Consider the following 17,208-nt stretch of genomic DNA (forward strand, 5'->3'; position numbering starts at 1 on the left):
CGTGAGCGGCAGAGACTTTACCTCAATACGACAAAAGCATTCATGTTGTGCGCATGAAAAATTCGCCGTGGATGGCCACGGTGCGACCGCCGCCGCGTGCTTCGACTTTAGTAGCACGGACACCTGCCGATAAGTGACAGGGTAAGACTTGCCTGTCACGACATCGCCCGGGATGGAACGGGAAGGGCAGCAGGTTCCATGTGTCAACCAACCGGAGGCCCGCGCCGTCATGACCAAGAAGAACATGCCTGGGATGCGACCATCAAAACGAGCGGGACGCCATGGCGAATTTTTCCGCCACCGGCGCTCTCACCTGTCGACGGCGGTGCTGGCCCTTGCCTGCGCGACCCTTGGGCCTCGCGTCGCGCTGGGCCAGTCCGTCATCGGCGTGGGCGACGTCAACCCGGGCCCCTTGCCGGTGCCGTCGCCGAACTGGGTCGAGGCCGGGGAGATTTACGTGGGCGACACGGGCGTGGGCACCTTGACCATCCAGGACGGCGGCACGGCCACCAGCGCGACCGGCGCCCTGGGGTACACCGGGGGCACGGGCACGGTGATCGTCACGGGCAGTGACGGCAGCGGCAACGTGTCGAGCTGGACCATGCCAGGCCAGTTGAGCGTGGGCTTCGGCGGCACGGCCTCCTTGTCCATTCTCGATGGCGGCCTGGTCAGCAATGCGCACGGCAACATCGCGAAGGACGGCGGCACCGCCTCGGCCACCGTCTCGGGTGTGGACGCGCACGGCAATGTCTCCACCTGGATCAACAACAGCACGCTCACCGTGGGCAATGGAGGCGCGGGCTCGCTGCTCATCCAGAACGGCGGGCTGGTGCGCAGTGCCCAGGGGGCCATCGGCGGCACCACCGGCGCGGTTCCGGGCCTCTCCTCCGGCACGGTCACGGTCTCGGGCAGCGACGGCCATGGCAACGTCTCGACCTGGGCGCTCGGCGACAACCTGTACGTGGGTTTTACCGATCCGGGCACGCTGTCGGTGGATGCGGGCGGTGCGATCACCGGCCACACCGCCTACATCGGCTATCAGGGCACTGGCGACGGCACGGCCGTCGTCTCGGGCCGCGACGTGGTCAGCGGCCGCGCATCGAGCCTGGACTTCTCGGCTCAAATGAACGTCGGCTATGAAGGCATCGGCGCGCTGACCATCGAGGACCACGGCAGGGTGCAAACGCCGCTGACCCAGATCGCCGTGCAGGCCGGCTCCACGGGCACGCTGACCCTCCGTGGCGATGCGGTCAGCCGCGGCCTGCTGGAAACGAGCACGGTCGTCCACGGCAGTGGAACCGCCACCCTCAACCTCGATGGCGGCATCCTGCGCGCGACCTGGAACGCGTCCGATTTCCTGGAAGGCTTCACCACGCTCTCGGGCGGCGCCGAAGGCGTCTGGTTCGACACCAACGGCCATCAGGTCGGCATCCGCACCGCCTTCATCGGTGCGGCCGGTTTCAACAAGCTGGGCGCGGGCACGTTGACGATGCACGGCCTCAACACCTACGCGGGCGCCACGGCCATCAACGCCGGCACGCTGCGCGCCGGTGTGGCCGGCGCCTTCAGCGCGGCCTCCGCGCACACCGTGGCCAACGGCGCCACGCTCGACACCGCGGGCCTGAACCAGACCGTGGCCAGCCTGGACAACGCGGGCACCGTCTCGCTGCGGGGCGCCACCCCCGGCAGCCGGCTCACCGTCCGTGGGGCCTATGTCGGCCAGAACGGGGTGTTGAGGATCGGCACCGCGCTGGGCAACAGCATCAGCCTGAGCGACCGGCTGGTGCTCGATGGCGCCGGCGCCAGCGCCAGCGGAAGCACCACCCTGCAGGTCACCAACCTCGGCGGCCTGGGCGCGCAGACCACCGGTGACGGCATCGAAGTCATCAGCGCGCTCAACGGCGCCACCACCACGGCCCAGACCACCCGCGACGCCTTCCACCTCGCGGGCGGACACGTCGACGCCGGCGCCTACGAATACCGCCTGTACGCCGCGGACGCCAATGACGCGGGGGAAAGCTGGTTCCTGCGCTCCAGCACGCTCGCCGCCGGGCCCACCACCCCCGCCTACCGGGTGGAGGTGCCGCTGTTCGCCGCGCTGCCCGAGCAACTGCGCCTGGGCAACACGCTGATGCTGGGCAGCCTGCACCAGCGCATCGGCGATGGCGCCGGCAGTGGTGTCGAGCGCCAGACCTGGGCCCGTCTCATCAGCGCGGAACGCACCGTCGCCCAGAACGGCGACGTGAGCCCGCGCAGCCAGGGTCGGCTCCATGGCCTGCAAGCCGGCATCGACCTGTGGGCGCAGCCCGGCTGGCGCGCGGGCCTGTACGTGGGCCAGCTCAACGGCACCATGAACGTCCGCGGCTTCGCCAGCAGCGTGGCCGACCAGAACGTCGGCGGCAACCGGCTGCGCAGCCACTACCTCGGTGCCTACACCACCTACCACCACACCAACGGTTTCTATGTGGACACCGTGCTGCAAGGTGGGCAGCATCGCTACGGCGTCTCGCCGCTCACGCCGCCCGCCAGCCACGGCAAGGGCGACAGCCTGCTCGCGTCGGTGGAAGTGGGACGGGGCTACCAGCTCCCGTCGGGCTGGATGCTGGAGCCGCAACTGCAGCTCATCCAACAGCGCATCGAACTCGACGGCGTGGTGATCACGGGCGCCGACGTGCAGCAGAACACGCACAGCCGCTGGACCGTGCGCGCCGGCCTGCGCTTGAAAGGCGAACTCTCCACCACCGCCGGCAAGCTGCAACCCTACGCCCGCCTGAACCTGTACCACGGCAGCAAAGGCCGGGACGTGACCCGCTTCACCGGCCCCGCCGGCGCCACCGACGTGGCCACCGGCACCGGCGGTGCCAGCACCGAACTCGCCGCCGGCGCCACGCTCGCCCTGTCAACCTCCACCAGCCTCTACGGCGAGATCGGCACCGTGTGGGCCGCCGGCGGGCATGCGGGGCACAGCGGCGGCCTCAACGGGACACTGGGCCTGCGAGTGCGTTGGTAGCCGGGCGGGTTCGCCTCAGTGGCCGGGCACCCACACCATGGCGATGCTCAGCCAGACCCCGACGCTGAAATAAGGCGTGAGCCACAGCGCATCCGCTTTCCACGCCGTCCAGCTGCCGCTGCACACCCGGCGCTGCCAGGCATCGCGCGCGCCCTGCTCGACGCACAGGTAGGTCTGCCCGTTCGACCGCCCGAGGCGGTAACGGCGCCAGTACATCGGCGCATCCACGCTCAGGACGTACGCCACGAAAGCCAGGCAACAAAGAATGCCGAAGATCGCCAGCGAGTTGACCCAGCCCGTGCTGTAGAGGGCGGTGACGCCCAGCAGGACCGCCATCCAGGAAAAGCCGGCCGCCCAGAGCAGGGACTCGACGGCCTGGGTGATGTGGTTGAGCGTGAGCACGCTGTGCCAGCAGAAGCCTTGTGCCACCACCATGAAGACCGGGACCACCCAGGCAGCGCTTTGCACCCACGGCAGGCCCGCGTGCACGCCCAGCTGATGGATCAGCAGCCCGAGCTGGATCGCGAAGCAGATCTCGGCCACCGTGGCTGCCGCGCGGCCCAGGAAGATGTTGGACAGGCGCGTGTCCACCACCACCAGCCGCTCGAGGTCCACCCGGGGGAACACCGAGCGGTAGGCGCACACCAGCACGTAGACGCCGGACAGCGTGAGCTGCAGCCCCCCGTGGAAACCGGCCACAGGCGCGAAGTGCCACACGGCCAGCCACAGGCCGACGTTCACCGCCGCCAGCGCGCACATCGCCCGCCACCACCGAAGCACCTGGGCATCGGCACCGGCAATGCCCGGCACCCTGCTGCTGAAGATCAACGACATGCCGCGCTCACCTCCATCGTTCACAAGCTCACATCGTAGGCAATCCATCGCGCCGGCGCTGTAGGACAAAAGCGATCGTTGAGGGCTTCGGCCATCTCCTTCGCCGACATGGGGCGTTCTCCTACCCGCTCCAAGGCGCCTCACTCGCATGCTGGGGCATGGATATTCCCTCCCCCAAGTTCCATGCGTGGAAGAAGGCCGAGGCCGAGCTGGCCGACATCGAGCGAACGTTCCGGGCCCTGTCCGTCGATCTCTCCCCATCCGACCGCGAAAGGGTCACCCAGCAGCTTGCCGCATTGAAAGCGGCGCGGCTGAGGGTTCGCCTGCTGTTTGAAGAGGTGATGAAGGAGAGCGCGATCGTGCTGGAGCAACTCGCCGCCAGCGAAGCGCCGCCGCCTCCACCGCCGAGCCACGACCCGCGTCGGCCTGACGCGGAAGACTGGTTGTCCTAGCCTTCGCGGCGGTTCAGGGCAAGGCCTGCGCGTCCAGCTCGGCCATCTCCTGCGCCGTGAACACCCGGGATCGCGTGTGGAAGGCCTTGCCTTGCGGGCCTTCGAGCGAGAAGGTGCCGCCGTGGCCGTCGATCACGTCGATGATGAGCTGCGTGTGCCGCCAGTACTCGTACTGCGCCTTGCCGATGTAGAACGGGCAGCCACCGATGTCGCCCAGGTACACGTCACCCGCGCCGGTGGTGATCTCGCCCAGCAGGTAGCAGTTGGCCGCGCTGTTGTCGCAGCAGCCGCCGCTCTGGTGGAACATGAGGCCGGGGCCATGCTGCGCCTTGAGCCGTTCGATCAATTCCACGGCGGCCGGTGTGGCGATGACTCTTTCAACCATGAGAGATCTCCTAAGGTCTTTCCGGAGCGAAGTGCCCCAGCCAGAACGCGGCGGATCCGGCTTGGCCGGTCCGCACGCGTTGCCCCCTGGGGGGTGACGCGCCGCAGGCGCGGCGCGGGGGGGATTAAAAGAACCCCAGCTTGTTCTCGCTGTAGCTCACCAGCAAGTTCTTGGTCTGCTGGTAGTGGTCCAGCATCATCTTGTGCGTCTCACGGCCAATGCCCGATTCCTTGTAGCCGCCGAAGGCGGCGTGCGCGGGGTAGGCGTGGTAGCAGTTGGTCCACACGCGGCCGGCCTTGATGGCGCGGCCCATGCGGTAGGCCACGTTGCCGTTGCGGCTCCACACGCCGGCACCCAGGCCATACAGCGTGTCGTTGGCGATCGCCAGGGCTTCGGCCTCGTCCTTGAAGGTGGTCACGGCCAGCACGGGGCCGAAGATTTCTTCCTGGAAGATGCGCATCTTGTTGTGGCCCTTGAACAGCGTGGGCTGCACGTAGTAGCCGCCTTCGAGCTCCCCCCCCAGGTTCGCCTGGCCACCACCGGCCAGCACCTCGGCGCCTTCCTGCTTGCCCAGGTCGAGGTACGAGAGGATCTTGGTGAGCTGTTCCTTGCTGGCCTGCGCGCCCATCATGCTGTCGGTGTCCAGCGGGTTGGCGTGCTTGATCGCGGCCACGCGCTTGAGCACGCGCTCCATGAACTTGTCGTAGATGCTTTCCTGGATCAGCGCACGGCTGGGGCAGGTGCAGACCTCGCCCTGGTTGAAGGCGAACAGCACCAGGCCTTCGATCGCCTTGTCCAGAAACGCGTCGTCCTTGTCCATGATGTCGGCGAAGAACACGTTGGGCGACTTGCCGCCGAGTTCCAGCGTGGCGGGAATCAGGTTGTTCGCCGCGGCCTGCGCGATCACGCGGCCCGTGGTGGTGGAGCCGGTGAACGCGATCTTGGCGATGCGCTTGCTGGTGGCCAGCGGCATGCCCGCTTCGCGGCCGTAGCCGTTGACGATGTTGAGCACGCCCGGCGGCAGCAGGTCGGCGATGAGTTCGGCCAGGATCAGGATGCTGATGGGCGTGGACTCGGCGGGCTTGAGCACCACGGCGTTGCCGGCGCCCAGCGCGGGCGCGAGCTTCCAGGCCGCCATGAGGATGGGGAAGTTCCAGGGAATGATCTGGCCGATCACGCCCAGCGGTTCCTGGATGTGGTACGCCACGGTGTTCTCGTCGATGTTGCTCAGCGCGCCTTCCTGCGCGCGCACGCAACCCGCGAAGTAGCGGAAGTGGTCCACCGTGAGCGGGATGTCGGCGTTGAGCGTCTCGCGGATCGCCTTGCCGTTGTCCACGGTCTCGGCGTAGGCCAGCAGCTCCAGGTTCTGCTCGATGCGGTCGGCGATCTTGAGCAGCACGTTGGCGCGCTCGGCCGCCGAGGTCTTGCCCCAGGCATCGGCCGCGGCGTGCGCGGCGTCCAGCGCGAGTTCGATGTCTTCGGCGGTGGAGCGCGCGGCGCGCGTGTACACCTTGCCCGAGACGGGCGTGATCACATCGAAGTACTGGCCTTTGACCGGCGCGAGCCAGCGACCGCCGATGAAGTTGTCGTACTGGGTCTTGTAGGCGATCTTGGCGCCAGCGGCGCCGGGGGCTGCGTAAAGCATGTTGTCTTCCTCAGGATGGACGTTGATGGCAAGGCCTGTGTCTTCAGGCCCTCTGCTCTCTTCAAGTTCCATGCCATGGGCTTGGGCCCGGTGAAGCGCTGCACGAAAGCACACATGCGGGGTTCGCACTGTCCCGGAACCGTGCACAAGCGAACCGGCTGTCTCAAAGCGGCACACACGCCGGCGCCATGAAAAAAGCCACTGGTTGCGCGCGCAACCAGTGGCTGTGTTGAAGCGTCGGGCGTCAGGGCGCGGTGAGCGTGAGCCCATGTTGCTGGAAGATGGCCAGCAGCTCGCCGCTGTCGCGCATCGATTTCAAGGCCCCTTCCAGCGCCAGGCCCAGGTCCTTGTGTTCGGCCTTGATCGCCATGCCCACGGGCCAGCCGGTGTCGGGCACGCCGCCGAGCGAGAGCGTGCTCAGGCGGATGTGGCTCGGCCTCGGATCGGTGTGCGAGAGCACCGACTCGGCCTGCGCGCGCGTCACATACGCGGCGGCGGCCTTGCCCTCCACCACGGCCTGCACCGCCTGCTCGCCGCTGTTGTGGATGCCCACCTGCGCGCGCAGCAGACCGCCGCCATGGCCCATGAGCGCGCTGGCCGCGCCGGCCCCGCGCTCGGCGGCCAGCGGCAGGCCTTTGAGGTCTTCCGGCGTGGCCACCTCGGCGACGCGGCGCGTGTCGTGCGCCAGCACCAGCTGCTGGCGCATGTAGGGCGCGAGGATCATCACCTGGCGGTTCTTCTGCATCAGGTAGCGGTCCACCGGCACCTGCAGCATCACGTCGGCAGGGCCGTAGCCCAGGTAATGGCCGCGCCAGACCATGTTGCGCAGGTCGTCGTTCATGTTCTCGCCCGCGTCGAACGGCAGCAGCGCCAGCCTCAGCTGGAGCTGGCGCGCCAGCGCGGCGGCGATCGACACGTCCAGGCCGTGGAGGTCGTTGGCCGGGCCGTCGGAGAACGGCGCGTTGTCCTTGTAGACCGCCACTTTCAGCGCGCCATTCGCGCGGATGCGTTCGAGGTCGCTCAGGTCGGCCTGCGCGCGCGCCAGTGGCACGCTCGCGGCGAGCAGGGCCGCCAGCACCTGGCGGCGGTCGGGGTGGTGGTGATGGGTGGTGGTCATGCGCGTCTCCCGTCTCAGGGCTCGCGGCGGGTTTCGAGGTAGGTCTTGATCGACCAGATCGCCTCCTGCGACAGCGTGCCCTCGAACGGCGGCATGTACACGCGCCCGTCGCGCACGCGGCCCCGGCGCACGGTGGCCATGTAGTAGTCGTCCATCTCCTTGAAGCACGCGGCCTTCTTCGCCGCGTCGGCGTAACCCGAGCATTCGCCGTCGAACTTGCGCAGGTCGGGCGAGATGCCGCCGGAGATCGCCTCCAGGCCGTGGCAGCGCGCGCAGTTCTGGTTGTAGGCCGAGGTGCCGATGCGCAGCGCCTCCTTGTTCGCGGGACCGCTGCTGTAGGGGTTGGCATCGAGCCACTTGGTGCCCAGCTGCGGCAGGGTGCTCGTGTCCACCGCCTGCGGTGTCACATCGCCATGCGCCATCACGGCGGCCACGCCGCAGGTGACGGCCAGCGCGAGCAGGCCGCGCGCGCCCCGCAAGGAAAGAGAGAAACGCGAAATCTTCATGGGTTGTCTCCGGTTCAGAAAGGGTCTTTTCCGGCATGGACAGCAAGTTGCAGGCCATGGCGCCGTGGACCGGAGCCACGCAAGGGACGGGCCCGCCCGCAGGCCCGGTCAGGCCCGTGCAAGGTGTGCCAATTTGAATCACCGGGTCGCCTGCGATCGCACCGGATGTCACAGTCCGCCGCTTCATGGGCGCCTTGTGTGTCAACTTTGCGCGCCACGGCCTGGCCCAGGTGGTGGCCGGCTCTTTGCTAACAGCGAAGGTGTGACACTCGGGACACGCTGTTGCATCTCGGGATTAACCAGTGTTGCTCACAGGGACAGATATGAAGAGAATTGCATGAACCCGCGCGACCAAGACGACAGCCCGTCTGACGACCCGGAGCACCCGCCACGATGGGTGCCCGACTACTGGGGGGGATTTCCCCCGGATCCAGGAGACAACATGAGTGCTGCCCTCTTCACGCCTCCCGGCGGAAGACACGATGCGCCCGCGCCCCCCGGCCCGGACGGCAACGCACCACCCGATCCCATCGGCCAGGCCCACCGCCGGTCGCAGGCCTATGGCATCGACTCCACGGACGCGCCCGATTTCTCCAGCCCCGGCGTGGGTCTGCTCAACGATGCACGGGAAGAGAACCGATTCCTGTTCCAGCACGCCGCCCCGGTCATGGAGACGCTCTACGACCAGATCGTGAACACCCACAGCATGGTGCTGCTCACCTCCGCCAAGGGCCTGGTGCTGCATTCGCTGGGCGACACCGACTTTCTCGAAAAGGCCTCGCGCGTCGCGCTCACGCCCGGCATGGACTGGTCCGAGAAAAACAAGGGCACGAATGCGATCGGCACCGCGCTCAGCGAACAGGAAGCGCTCACGGTGCACGGCAGCCAGCACTACATGGACGCCAACAAGTTCCTCACCTGCTCGTGCTCGCCGATCTTCGATCCCTACGGCCAGGTCATCGGCGCGCTGGACGTGACGGGTGACCACCGCAGCTACCACCAGCACACGCTGGCGCTGGTGCGCATGTCGGCGCAGATGATCGAGAACCACATGTTCGCGGACATCTTCCCCAAGGCCATCCGCATCCACTTCCACACCCGCTCCGAGTTCCTGGGCACGCTGGTCGAAGGCATCGCGGTGTTCTCGCCCGAGGGCCGCTTCCTCTCGGCCAACCGCAGCGCGCAGTTCCAGATCGGGCTGCCGTTCAGCGCGCTCAAGGCCCACACCTTCTCCTCGCTCTTCGGCATGCCGATCTCGGCCCTGTTCGAGCTGTTCAGCGGCGCCATGCCCACGCCCAAGCAGCTGTGCATGCACAACGGCGTGTCGGTCTGGTGCCGGGTGAAGATCAAGGCCGCCAACCCCTGGTCGGGCGGTGGCAAGCCCACGGGCGCCGCGCCCGACGCGGCACCCGCTTGCGCCGCCGCCGCGGCCGAGCCGCTCAGGCCCACCGGCCGCAAGATGCAGTTCTCCTCGCTGCAGTACCTCGACACGGGCGACCCCCAGGTGTCGACGGTGATCCACAAGCTGCGCCGGGTCTCGGGGCGCGACATCCCGGTGATGATCCTGGGCGAGACCGGCACCGGCAAGGACCTGCTGGCCCAGGCCATCCACGGCGATTCCACGCGCTCGGCGCAGCCCTTCGTGTCGGTGAACTGCGCCTCGATCCCCGACACGCTGATCGAGTCCGAGCTGTTCGGCTACGAAGAAGGCGCCTTCACCGGCGCGCGCAAGAAGGGCTCCATCGGCAAGATCCTCCAGGCCCACGGCGGCACGCTGTTCCTCGACGAGATCGGCGACATGCCCAAGCACCTGCAGGCCCGCCTGCTGCGCGTGCTGCAGGACCGCAAGGTCAGCCCGCTGGGCGCGGGCAAGGAGGTGGAAGTGGACGTGACGGTGATCAGCGCCACGCACAAGAACCTCAAGGACATGATCGCGCGCGGCGATTTCCGCGAGGACCTCTACTACCGCCTCAACGGCCTGGTGGTGCGCCTGCCGGCGCTGCGCGAGCGCACGGACTTCGAACTGGTGGTGCACAAGATCCTCAAGGCGCTGTGCGACCAGGGCCAGCAGATCGGCATCGCGCCCAACGTCATGGCGCTGTTCAAGCGCTACCAGTGGCCGGGCAATTTCCGCCAGCTGCACAACCTGCTGCGCACCGCCGTCGTGATGGTGGGCAGCGACGGCGTGATCGACGTGGCGCACCTGCCCGACGATTTCCTCGACGAACTCGAACACGCCCAGGCCGCCGATGCGGCGGAGGGCGGCCTGGCCGAGTCCTTCGGCACCGCCCCGGGCAGCGAACCGCTGCCACCGCCCGCGCCGCTGAGCGAGGTGGCGCCGGGCGATGGCCAGCGCCTGCAGGACGTCACGCTCAGCGCCATGGCGCAGATGCTGCGTCTGCACAAGGGCAATGTGTCGGCGGCGGCGAAGGCGCTGGGCGTCTCGCGCAACACCATCTACCGCAAGAAGGACCAGCTACCGCCCGACCTGCTCGGCTGAAGCCGGCGGCGGCGCCTGCCGCATCCATAGCGGCTCCAGCTCGCGCCAGGCGCGCTGCACGTTGAAGTCCTGGCGCTGCGCGTGGCCGGCCCAGCCGCGCCATTCGGGCATGGGCACGGTGGCGCTCTCGCCGGCGTGGCGCCCCTGGTCCATGGCGCTCAGCACCTGATCGCGCAAGGCCTGCAGGTAGCCGCGTGTGCCCGAAAGAGCGGCGGGCCCTGAATCGCCCTGCGCGCTGGACACCACCGCGCCGATCACGTGGCGCGGCCCCAGTGCCTGCAAACGGTCCAGCGCGGCGAGCCAGCCGTCCACGCTGCCCTGCGCGAGTTCGGGCAGGCGCTCGCCGTACACCAGACCCCCCGCCCACAACACGCCCTGCTGCGCGTGCCAGAGCACCAGGTCGCTCTCGGTGTGCCCCTGCTCCACGCGCATCACGCGCAGGCGCTGCGCGCCCACCGCCAACACCGCGCCTTCGATCAGGCCGCGCGTGGGCCACACGATGGCCGTGCCCGCCATGGCCTGCGCGCCGGCGCGTTCGATGAGGCTTTGCAGGCAGGCCGGGCAGCGCTGCTCCATCGCCCGGCGCGTGCCCTCGGTGGCGAGCACCGTGGTCTGGCCGGTCTCGATGCGGTCGGCCCAGGCGCCATTGGCCAGCACGTTCTCGGCGTGCGCGTGGGTGTTGACGATCCAGCGCACCTGCACCCCGAAGCGGCAGGCCAGCGAGGCGCGCACGCGCTCGCCATGCCGATGGCTCGGGCCGGGGTCCACCACCAACGCCTCGCCGCCGTCGATCAGCACCGAGGTCGGCACCACATGGCCGGCGTTGTCGGGCGAGATCTCCTGCGGCGCCGGCGGCGACCAGGCCCACACGCCCGGTGCCACAGGTTGCCAGGGCACGCCGTCCGGGCAGTCGCGGCCCTGTGCGTTCACGGAGACACACAGCGCGAACAGCAAGGCGCCCAACGCTCTCATGGCAACGAGCGCCTCACGCACGCGCGCAGACACGCCAGCATCGTCGGCTCGCCACCGAGGTGGCCGCTGGGCGGCAGGTGCAACACCACCGGGCCACCCGCCCGCCGGCCCAACGCGGCCCAGCGGGCGCTGTTGGCCGGTGGACAGATCGCATCGAAGCGCCCATGCACCCAGTCCACCGGGATGCGCTCGCGCGCGAGCAGCGCCACCGCGCGGTCCAGCCCGCCCGGGCGCATGAAACCCCGGTGCAGCAGGTAGTGCGCCTGCACCCGGTACCGGGTCCGGGCCGCGCGGTCGCTGCGGCGCACACCGGGCTGGGGCAGGCGCGCCAGCGCGCGCCGCTGCTGGCGCTGCAGGCCGGCCCATTCACGGCGGATCGGGTTCGCCCAGGGCGAGCCGGTGTGCGCCGCGTGGCGCAGGCTGCGCCGCAGGCCATGCGCCGCGTCGGCGGTTTCGCGCAGGCCCCAGCCGCGCCACGCGCGCAGCGATGCAACACCGGGTGTGCCGTTTTGAATCAGTTGTCTCAGCCGTTGCAACGCCACCGGCACACCGTCACCCGGCCGCACCGGCCACAAAGCGGCCGGCGCCCTCAGGGTTTGCCCTCGCCTGGCCGACGGCAACAGCAGGCCGCCGATCTCGCGGCGCGTGAGCGCGAAGGCGCCGCGCAACACCAGGCGCTGCACGCGCGCGGGGTGTTGCTGCGCATACGCCAGCGCTACCACCGTGCCCCAGGAACCCGCCAGCACCGACCAGCGTTGAATGCCCAACTGCTCGCGCAAGCGCTCCAGATCGGCCACCAGCGCGAGGGTGTGGTTGCCCTGCGTGCGGCCACGCGGCCGCGAGGCGCCGGCACCGCGCTGATCGGGGGCGATCACGCGCTGGCGGCGCAGGTCGAAGGGCCGCAGCATGCCGGGCTGGCAGGCGCCGCCCGGCCCGCCGTGCAGCAACAGCCAGGGCTCGCCGCGCGCCGCGCCGAGCTCGCGCCAGGCCATGCGGTGCAGGCCACCGACGGGCAGGCGCCGGGGTGCTGGCCAGGGGGTGGCGTTCGGGGGCTTTTGCATGGCATCGATATTGCTGTTCAGGGTCGCGGCCGGTGTGGCGATGGTGCCATCCGGCTTGCAGACATGTTTCATGCCAACCCTTTCTGGAGAACGACCATGCAATGGACCACCCCGGCCTTCACCGACCTGCGTTTCGGCTTCGAGATCACGATGTACATCGCCAACCGCTGATCGATCGATCCGCCAGCGCACGTGTGAACAGCGCGTGCGCTTTTTTTGACCCTTCACCTTCCTCCATCGACCATGCGCATCCGGGTTCTGGGCTCTTCGGCCGGCGGCGGTTTCCCCCAGTGGAACTGCAATTGCCCCAACTGCGACGGCCTGCGCCGCGGAAAGCTCATGGCCCACGCGCGCACGCAGTCCTCGATCGCGGTGAGCGCCAACGAGGTGGACTGGCTGCTGGTCAACGCCTCGCCCGACATCCTCGGCCAGATCCGCGACACGCCGGAACTGCAGCCCGCGCGCGCGGTGCGCGACAGTGGCATCGCCGCCGTGCTGCTGATGGACGCGCAGATCGACCACGTCACCGGCCTGCTGATGCTGCGCGAGCGCGCAGGCGCGCTGCCGCTGCTGGCCACGCCCGAGGTGCTGTCCGAACTGGACAGCGGCTTTCCCATCACCCGCCTGCTCTCGCACTACTGCGGCGTGGCGCCCCATCCCGTGCCCACCGACGGCCGCACGTTCACCGCGCCCGGGCTGGAGGGCATCGAGCTGCAGGCCGTGCCGCTCGCGTCCAAGCCGCCACCGTATTCGCCGTTCCGCGGCAACCCGCGCCCGGGCGACAACATCGGCCTGGTGCTGCGCAACCCGGCGACTGGCGCGCGCGTGTTCTACGCCCCCGGCCTGGGCGAGGTCACGCCCGAGCTGCTGTCGCTCATGGCCACCTGCGCCGTGGTGCTGGTGGACGGCACCTTCTGGACCGGTGACGAGATGCAGCGGCTGGGCCTGTCGCCCAAGGCCGCGGCCGACATGGGCCACCTGCCGCAGAGCGGGCCCGGCGGCATGATCGAACACCTGGCGCGGCTGCCGGAGACCACGCGCAAGCTGCTGATCCACGTCAACAACACCAACCCCATCCTGATCGAGGACTCGCCCGAGCGCGATGAACTCACCCGCCAGCGCATCGAGGTGGCGCGCGACGGCATGGACATCCGCTTCTGAGCGCGGGCACGCCATGGACATCGCCACCACCCCGCGCCCCCGCACCGGCCTGCCAGCCTGGACGCGCGGCGAGTTCGAGGCCCAGCTGCGCGAGAAGGGCCGCTCGTACCACATCCACCACCCGTTCAACGTGCGCATGAACAGCGGCGGCTGCACGCCCGACGAGCTGCGCTGCTGGGTGGCCAACCGCTTCTACTACCAGATCTGCATCCCGCGCAAGGACGCGGCCATCCTCGCCAACATGCCCGACCGCGCGCACCGCCGGCTGTGGATCGAGCGCATCCTCGACCACGACGGCCATGGCGACCACGAAGGCTCGGCCGCCGGCGGCATCGAGGCCTGGACGCGGCTCGGTGAGGCCGTGGGCCTCGCGCGCGAAGACCTGTGGTCGCTGCAGGGCGTGGTGCCCGCCGTGCGTTTCGCCTGCGATGCCTACGTGAACTTCGCCGCCAGGGCGCCCTGGCAGGAGGCGGTGTGCTCCTCGCTCACCGAGATGTTCGCGCCCCAGATCCACAAGGACCGCCTGGCCACCTGGCCCACGCACTACCCCTGGATCGAGGCCGAGGGACTGGCCTACTTCCGCAAGCGCATCCCCCTGGCCGGGCGCGACGTGGCACACGGCCTGCGCGTGACGCTGGAGCACTTCGACACCCGCGAGGCCCAGCACCGCGCGCTGGACATCCTGCAGTTCAAGCTGGACATCCTCTGGAACATGCTCGATGCCATCGAGAAAGCCTGCCAATGAAGACCCCCCCTGCGCCGCTTCGCGGCTTCCCCCCTGAGGGGGGACCACACCAGCGGCCTGGCAGAGCCAGTTCCGCGGTGTGTGCTGGTCCAACGATCTCTTTGCGCCGACCATGACAGCCATCTCCACCCATCCCAAGCTCTCGCGGCGTTTCCGCCTGCAGTACGAGCCCGCGCAGGAGCGCTGGGTGCTGCTCTACCCCGAAGGCATGGTGCAGCTCAACGAGAGCGCGGCCGAGATCCTGAAACGCTGCGATGGTGAGCGCACGTTGGCCGCCATCGTGGAGGATCTGGAGACCACGTTTTCCATCCAGGGCATTGGCCGCCAGGTGAAAGACCTGCTCGAAGAAGGAGGCCGCCGTGGCTGGATCGATTGAACCGCCCGGCCCGCCGCTGTGGCTGCTGGCCGAGCTCACCTACCGCTGCCCGCTGCACTGCGTGTTCTGCTACAACCCCACGCAGCACGCGCGCATCCAGCAGGAGCTGAGCACCGCGCAGTGGGTGGACGTGATGCGCCAGGCGCGCGCGCTGGGCGCGGCGCAGCTCGGTTTCTCGGGCGGTGAGCCGCTGCTGCGCGACGACCTGGAAGAGCTGGTGCAGGAGGCGCACGCGCTCGGCTACTACACCAACCTCATCACCTCGGGCGTGGGCCTGACCGACGCGCGCGCCACGCGCCTGAAGGCCGCCGGCCTCGACCACGTGCAGCTCTCGTTCCAGGACAGCACGCGCGAACTCAACGACTTCCTGAGCCACACGCGCACCTTCGAGCTCAAGCAGAAGGTCGCGCGCATCATCAAGTCGCACGACTGGCCGATGGTGATGAACTGCGTGCTGCACCGGCACAACCTGCCACACGTGGGCCCGATCATCGAGATGGCGCTGGACCTGGGCGCGGAATACCTCGAACTCGCCAACACGCAGTACTACGGCTGGGCCTGGGTCAACCGCGACCACCTCATGCCCACGCACGAGCAGCTGGTGGAGGCCGAAGCGGTGGTGAACCGCTACCGCGAGCAGATCGGCTCGCGCTGCCGGCTGCTGTTCGTGGTGCCCGACTACTTCGAGCAGCGCCCCAAGGCCTGCATGAACGGCTGGGGCTCGGTGTTCCTCTCGGTCGCGCCCGACGGCCTGGCCATGCCCTGCCACAACGCGCGCAACCTGCCCGGCCTGGCCCTGCCCAACGTGGCGCACACGCCGCTGGCCGACATCTGGCGGACCAGCCAGGCCTTCAACGCCTACCGGGGCGATGGCTGGATGAAGCCGCCCTGCCGCGACTGCGACGAGCGACACAAGGACTTCGGCGGCTGCCGCTGCCAGGCCTTCCAGATCACGGGCGACGCGGCGCAGGCCGACCCGGTGTGCGGCAAGTCTCCCCACCACGACCAGGTGGTGCAACTCGTGAAGCAGGCGCCCACGCAACGCCACATCCCCATCGTGTTCCGCAGCGACACCGAGTCGCGCGGCCTGCACCCCGAGGTGCCGGCATGAACACCGCCACCGGCCACCACCGCATGCTGGGCGCGGCGGTGGTCAGCCACCTGCCGGTGCTGCGGCGCGGCCCGTTCGCGCTGGAGCACGCGCCGCACGGTCTCTTCCTGCTGTGGCTCGCCTTCATGGGCCTGGTGGGTTTCGGCGCCCTGCTGCTGTGGCAGGCCGGCGCCTGGCACCGGCTGGTGCACGCCGACCCCACGGGCCTGACCGTGGTCATCGTGCTGCTGTTCATCGGCGGCTCGCTCTGGGCTGGCCGCCGCGCCTGGGTGCTGGGCGAACAGCGCCTGCGGCTGGACGCCGCGCGCGAAGACCCGCTGGACACCTGGAGCGCCGAGTACCGCGACGGCTGCGCGCGGGCCGGTGCCGACCCCACGGTCTGGCTGCAGGTGCTGGGCGAGCGAGCGCACGGCCCGCACGAAATGGCCTGGTGGCTCAATGGCATCCAGCTCAAGCTGGGCCTGCTGGGCAAGGTGATCGGTTTCTCCATCCTTGCGCTGCAGCTCGGCGAGGTGCAGAGCTTCGACGCGAGCCAGTCCACGCAATTGCTCAAGAACCTCACCGGCGGCCTGGGCATCGCGCTGCTGACCACCGTGACCGGCCTCACCGGCAACATCCTGCTGGGCCTGCAGCTCATGCGGCTGGACCGGTTCGCCGACGCGCTCATCGCCGACACGCTGGCCACCACACCGACCCCGGAGGCGCGCGATGGCGATCGGCCGAGCGGTCCGTGACACCGAGACCGACCCGTTCTACGACATGTTGTTCAACATGCTGATCGCGTTCGTCTTCTGTTTCGTCATCGCGCTGCTCGCCTTCAACCCCAAGGCGCGCAAGAGCGGCGACATCCCGGCCAAGGCCGAGTTCATCGTCACCATCTCCTGGCCCGACAACAACCCCAACGACGTGGACGCCTGGGTCAACGAGCCGGGCGGCAAGACGCTGTGGTTCCGCCAGCGCGACGCCGGCATGCTGCACCTGGACCGCGACGACCGGGGCGCGAAGAACAACAGCGTGATCGTCAACGGCCGCGAGATCCGCAGCCCGGTGCGGCAGGAGATCGTCACGCTGCGTGGCCTGGTGCCGGGCGAGTACGTGGTGAACGCGCACTACTACGACTCGCGCGACCAGCAGCCGGTGGATGTGTCGGTGGCGGTGGTGAAGGTCAACCCGCAGGCGGAGATCGTCTACACCGGCACGCAGCAGATCCCGCGCAAGGGCGACGAGCGCACGCTGGTGCGCTTCACCCTCGACGAGGCCGGCACCGTGACCGACCTCAACACCCGGCCGCTCGCGATCGTGCAGCGCACCGGCCTTTGAACCACCGCCTCCG

The 17,208-nt window shown here is 69.1% G+C and carries 17 protein-coding genes; 10 read left to right on the plus strand and 7 right to left on the minus strand.

The annotated features are described in order from the left end of the window. The first annotated feature begins 325 nt into the window (after positions 1-325). Positions 326-3,010, plus strand: a complete 2,685-nt coding sequence (locus AC1Q9M_RS03910) for an autotransporter family protein (RefSeq protein WP_492432497.1) — start codon at positions 326-328, stop codon at positions 3,008-3,010. A gap of 15 nt (positions 3,011-3,025) precedes the next feature. On the opposite strand, the gene AC1Q9M_RS03915 is transcribed toward AC1Q9M_RS03910, so the two are convergent. Beyond that, positions 3,026-3,844, minus strand: a complete 819-nt coding sequence (locus AC1Q9M_RS03915) for a hypothetical protein (protein WP_382323890.1) — start codon at positions 3,842-3,844, stop codon at positions 3,026-3,028. Positions 3,845-4,002: 158 nt separating this feature from the next. Here AC1Q9M_RS03915 and AC1Q9M_RS03920 point away from each other — a divergent pair, with 158 nt between their 5' ends. Continuing rightward, the gene (locus tag AC1Q9M_RS03920) at positions 4,003-4,296 is read left to right on the plus strand and encodes a hypothetical protein (RefSeq protein WP_492432499.1); all 294 of its coding nucleotides are present in this window, start codon (positions 4,003-4,005) and stop codon (positions 4,294-4,296) included. A 13-nt stretch (positions 4,297-4,309) separates the two neighbouring features. Here AC1Q9M_RS03920 and AC1Q9M_RS03925 read toward each other — a convergent pair whose 3' ends face one another. The 4 genes from AC1Q9M_RS03925 to pedF form a co-directional block, all read right to left on the minus strand. Beyond that, complete coding sequence (locus tag AC1Q9M_RS03925; protein ID WP_382159183.1) at positions 4,310-4,681, minus strand: DUF779 domain-containing protein; 372 nt, start codon at positions 4,679-4,681, stop codon at positions 4,310-4,312. A 124-nt stretch (positions 4,682-4,805) separates the two neighbouring features. Further along, entirely contained in the window at positions 4,806-6,326 is a 1,521-nt protein-coding gene (gene exaC, locus AC1Q9M_RS03930; protein WP_444688653.1) for an acetaldehyde dehydrogenase ExaC, read from the minus strand. Positions 6,327-6,570: 244 nt separating this feature from the next. Beyond that, positions 6,571-7,443, minus strand: a complete 873-nt coding sequence (locus AC1Q9M_RS03935) for a substrate-binding periplasmic protein (protein WP_444688652.1) — start codon at positions 7,441-7,443, stop codon at positions 6,571-6,573. A gap of 14 nt (positions 7,444-7,457) precedes the next feature. After that, positions 7,458-7,949 (minus strand): cytochrome c-550 PedF, encoded by a 492-nt coding sequence (gene pedF, locus AC1Q9M_RS03940; protein WP_382323886.1) that lies wholly within the window; start codon positions 7,947-7,949, stop codon positions 7,458-7,460. Positions 7,950-8,391: 442 nt separating this feature from the next. Here pedF and AC1Q9M_RS03945 point away from each other — a divergent pair, with 442 nt between their 5' ends. Next, positions 8,392-10,449 (plus strand): sigma-54-dependent Fis family transcriptional regulator, encoded by a 2,058-nt coding sequence (locus AC1Q9M_RS03945; RefSeq protein WP_382323885.1) that lies wholly within the window; start codon positions 8,392-8,394, stop codon positions 10,447-10,449. On the opposite strand, the gene AC1Q9M_RS03950 is transcribed toward AC1Q9M_RS03945, so the two are convergent. Both AC1Q9M_RS03950 and AC1Q9M_RS03955 read right to left on the minus strand, forming a co-directional pair. After that, complete coding sequence (locus AC1Q9M_RS03950) at positions 10,426-11,421, minus strand: MBL fold metallo-hydrolase (protein ID WP_492432502.1); 996 nt, start codon at positions 11,419-11,421, stop codon at positions 10,426-10,428. The two genes, AC1Q9M_RS03945 and AC1Q9M_RS03950, sit on opposite strands and share 24 nt — an antisense overlap. Beyond that, positions 11,418-12,482 (minus strand): alpha/beta fold hydrolase, encoded by a 1,065-nt coding sequence (locus AC1Q9M_RS03955; RefSeq protein ID WP_444688649.1) that lies wholly within the window; start codon positions 12,480-12,482, stop codon positions 11,418-11,420. The genes AC1Q9M_RS03950 and AC1Q9M_RS03955 overlap by 4 nt, the downstream gene beginning before the upstream one ends. A gap of 96 nt (positions 12,483-12,578) precedes the next feature. Between AC1Q9M_RS03955 and pqqA the strand changes: the two genes are divergently transcribed. The 7 genes from pqqA to AC1Q9M_RS03990 all read left to right on the plus strand — a co-directional run bounded on the left by pqqA (position 12,579) and on the right by AC1Q9M_RS03990 (position 17,195). Then, positions 12,579-12,653 (plus strand): pyrroloquinoline quinone precursor peptide PqqA, encoded by a 75-nt coding sequence (gene pqqA, locus AC1Q9M_RS03960; RefSeq protein WP_068167214.1) that lies wholly within the window; start codon positions 12,579-12,581, stop codon positions 12,651-12,653. A gap of 72 nt (positions 12,654-12,725) precedes the next feature. Continuing rightward, a complete protein-coding gene (pqqB, locus tag AC1Q9M_RS03965) occupies positions 12,726-13,643 on the plus strand; it encodes a pyrroloquinoline quinone biosynthesis protein PqqB (RefSeq protein WP_492432504.1) in 918 nt (305 codons plus the stop codon). Positions 13,644-13,656: 13 nt separating this feature from the next. Then, positions 13,657-14,388 carry a pyrroloquinoline-quinone synthase PqqC gene (pqqC, locus tag AC1Q9M_RS03970; RefSeq protein WP_444688647.1) on the plus strand — a complete coding sequence of 244 codons (732 nt, stop codon included), beginning with the start codon at positions 13,657-13,659 and terminating at the stop codon, positions 14,386-14,388. Between the two features lie 112 nt (positions 14,389-14,500). After that, on the plus strand, positions 14,501-14,764 hold the full coding sequence (gene pqqD, locus AC1Q9M_RS03975; RefSeq protein ID WP_382323882.1) for a pyrroloquinoline quinone biosynthesis peptide chaperone PqqD: 264 nt from the start codon (positions 14,501-14,503) through the stop codon (positions 14,762-14,764). Continuing rightward, a complete protein-coding gene (gene pqqE / locus AC1Q9M_RS03980) occupies positions 14,748-15,875 on the plus strand; it encodes a pyrroloquinoline quinone biosynthesis protein PqqE (protein ID WP_382159203.1) in 1,128 nt (375 codons plus the stop codon). The genes pqqD and pqqE overlap by 17 nt, the downstream gene beginning before the upstream one ends. Beyond that, positions 15,872-16,609, plus strand: coding sequence for a hypothetical protein (locus AC1Q9M_RS03985; RefSeq protein ID WP_382323880.1), 738 nt, complete (start codon positions 15,872-15,874; stop codon positions 16,607-16,609). The genes pqqE and AC1Q9M_RS03985 overlap by 4 nt, the downstream gene beginning before the upstream one ends. Further along, positions 16,584-17,195: a DUF2135 domain-containing protein gene (locus tag AC1Q9M_RS03990; RefSeq protein WP_291119094.1), complete on the plus strand. Its 612-nt coding sequence runs from the start codon at positions 16,584-16,586 to the stop codon at positions 17,193-17,195. The genes AC1Q9M_RS03985 and AC1Q9M_RS03990 overlap by 26 nt, the downstream gene beginning before the upstream one ends. Positions 17,196-17,208 lie beyond the last annotated feature (13 nt).

The organism is Hydrogenophaga sp. GW823-FHT04C09 (assembly GCF_058796355.1).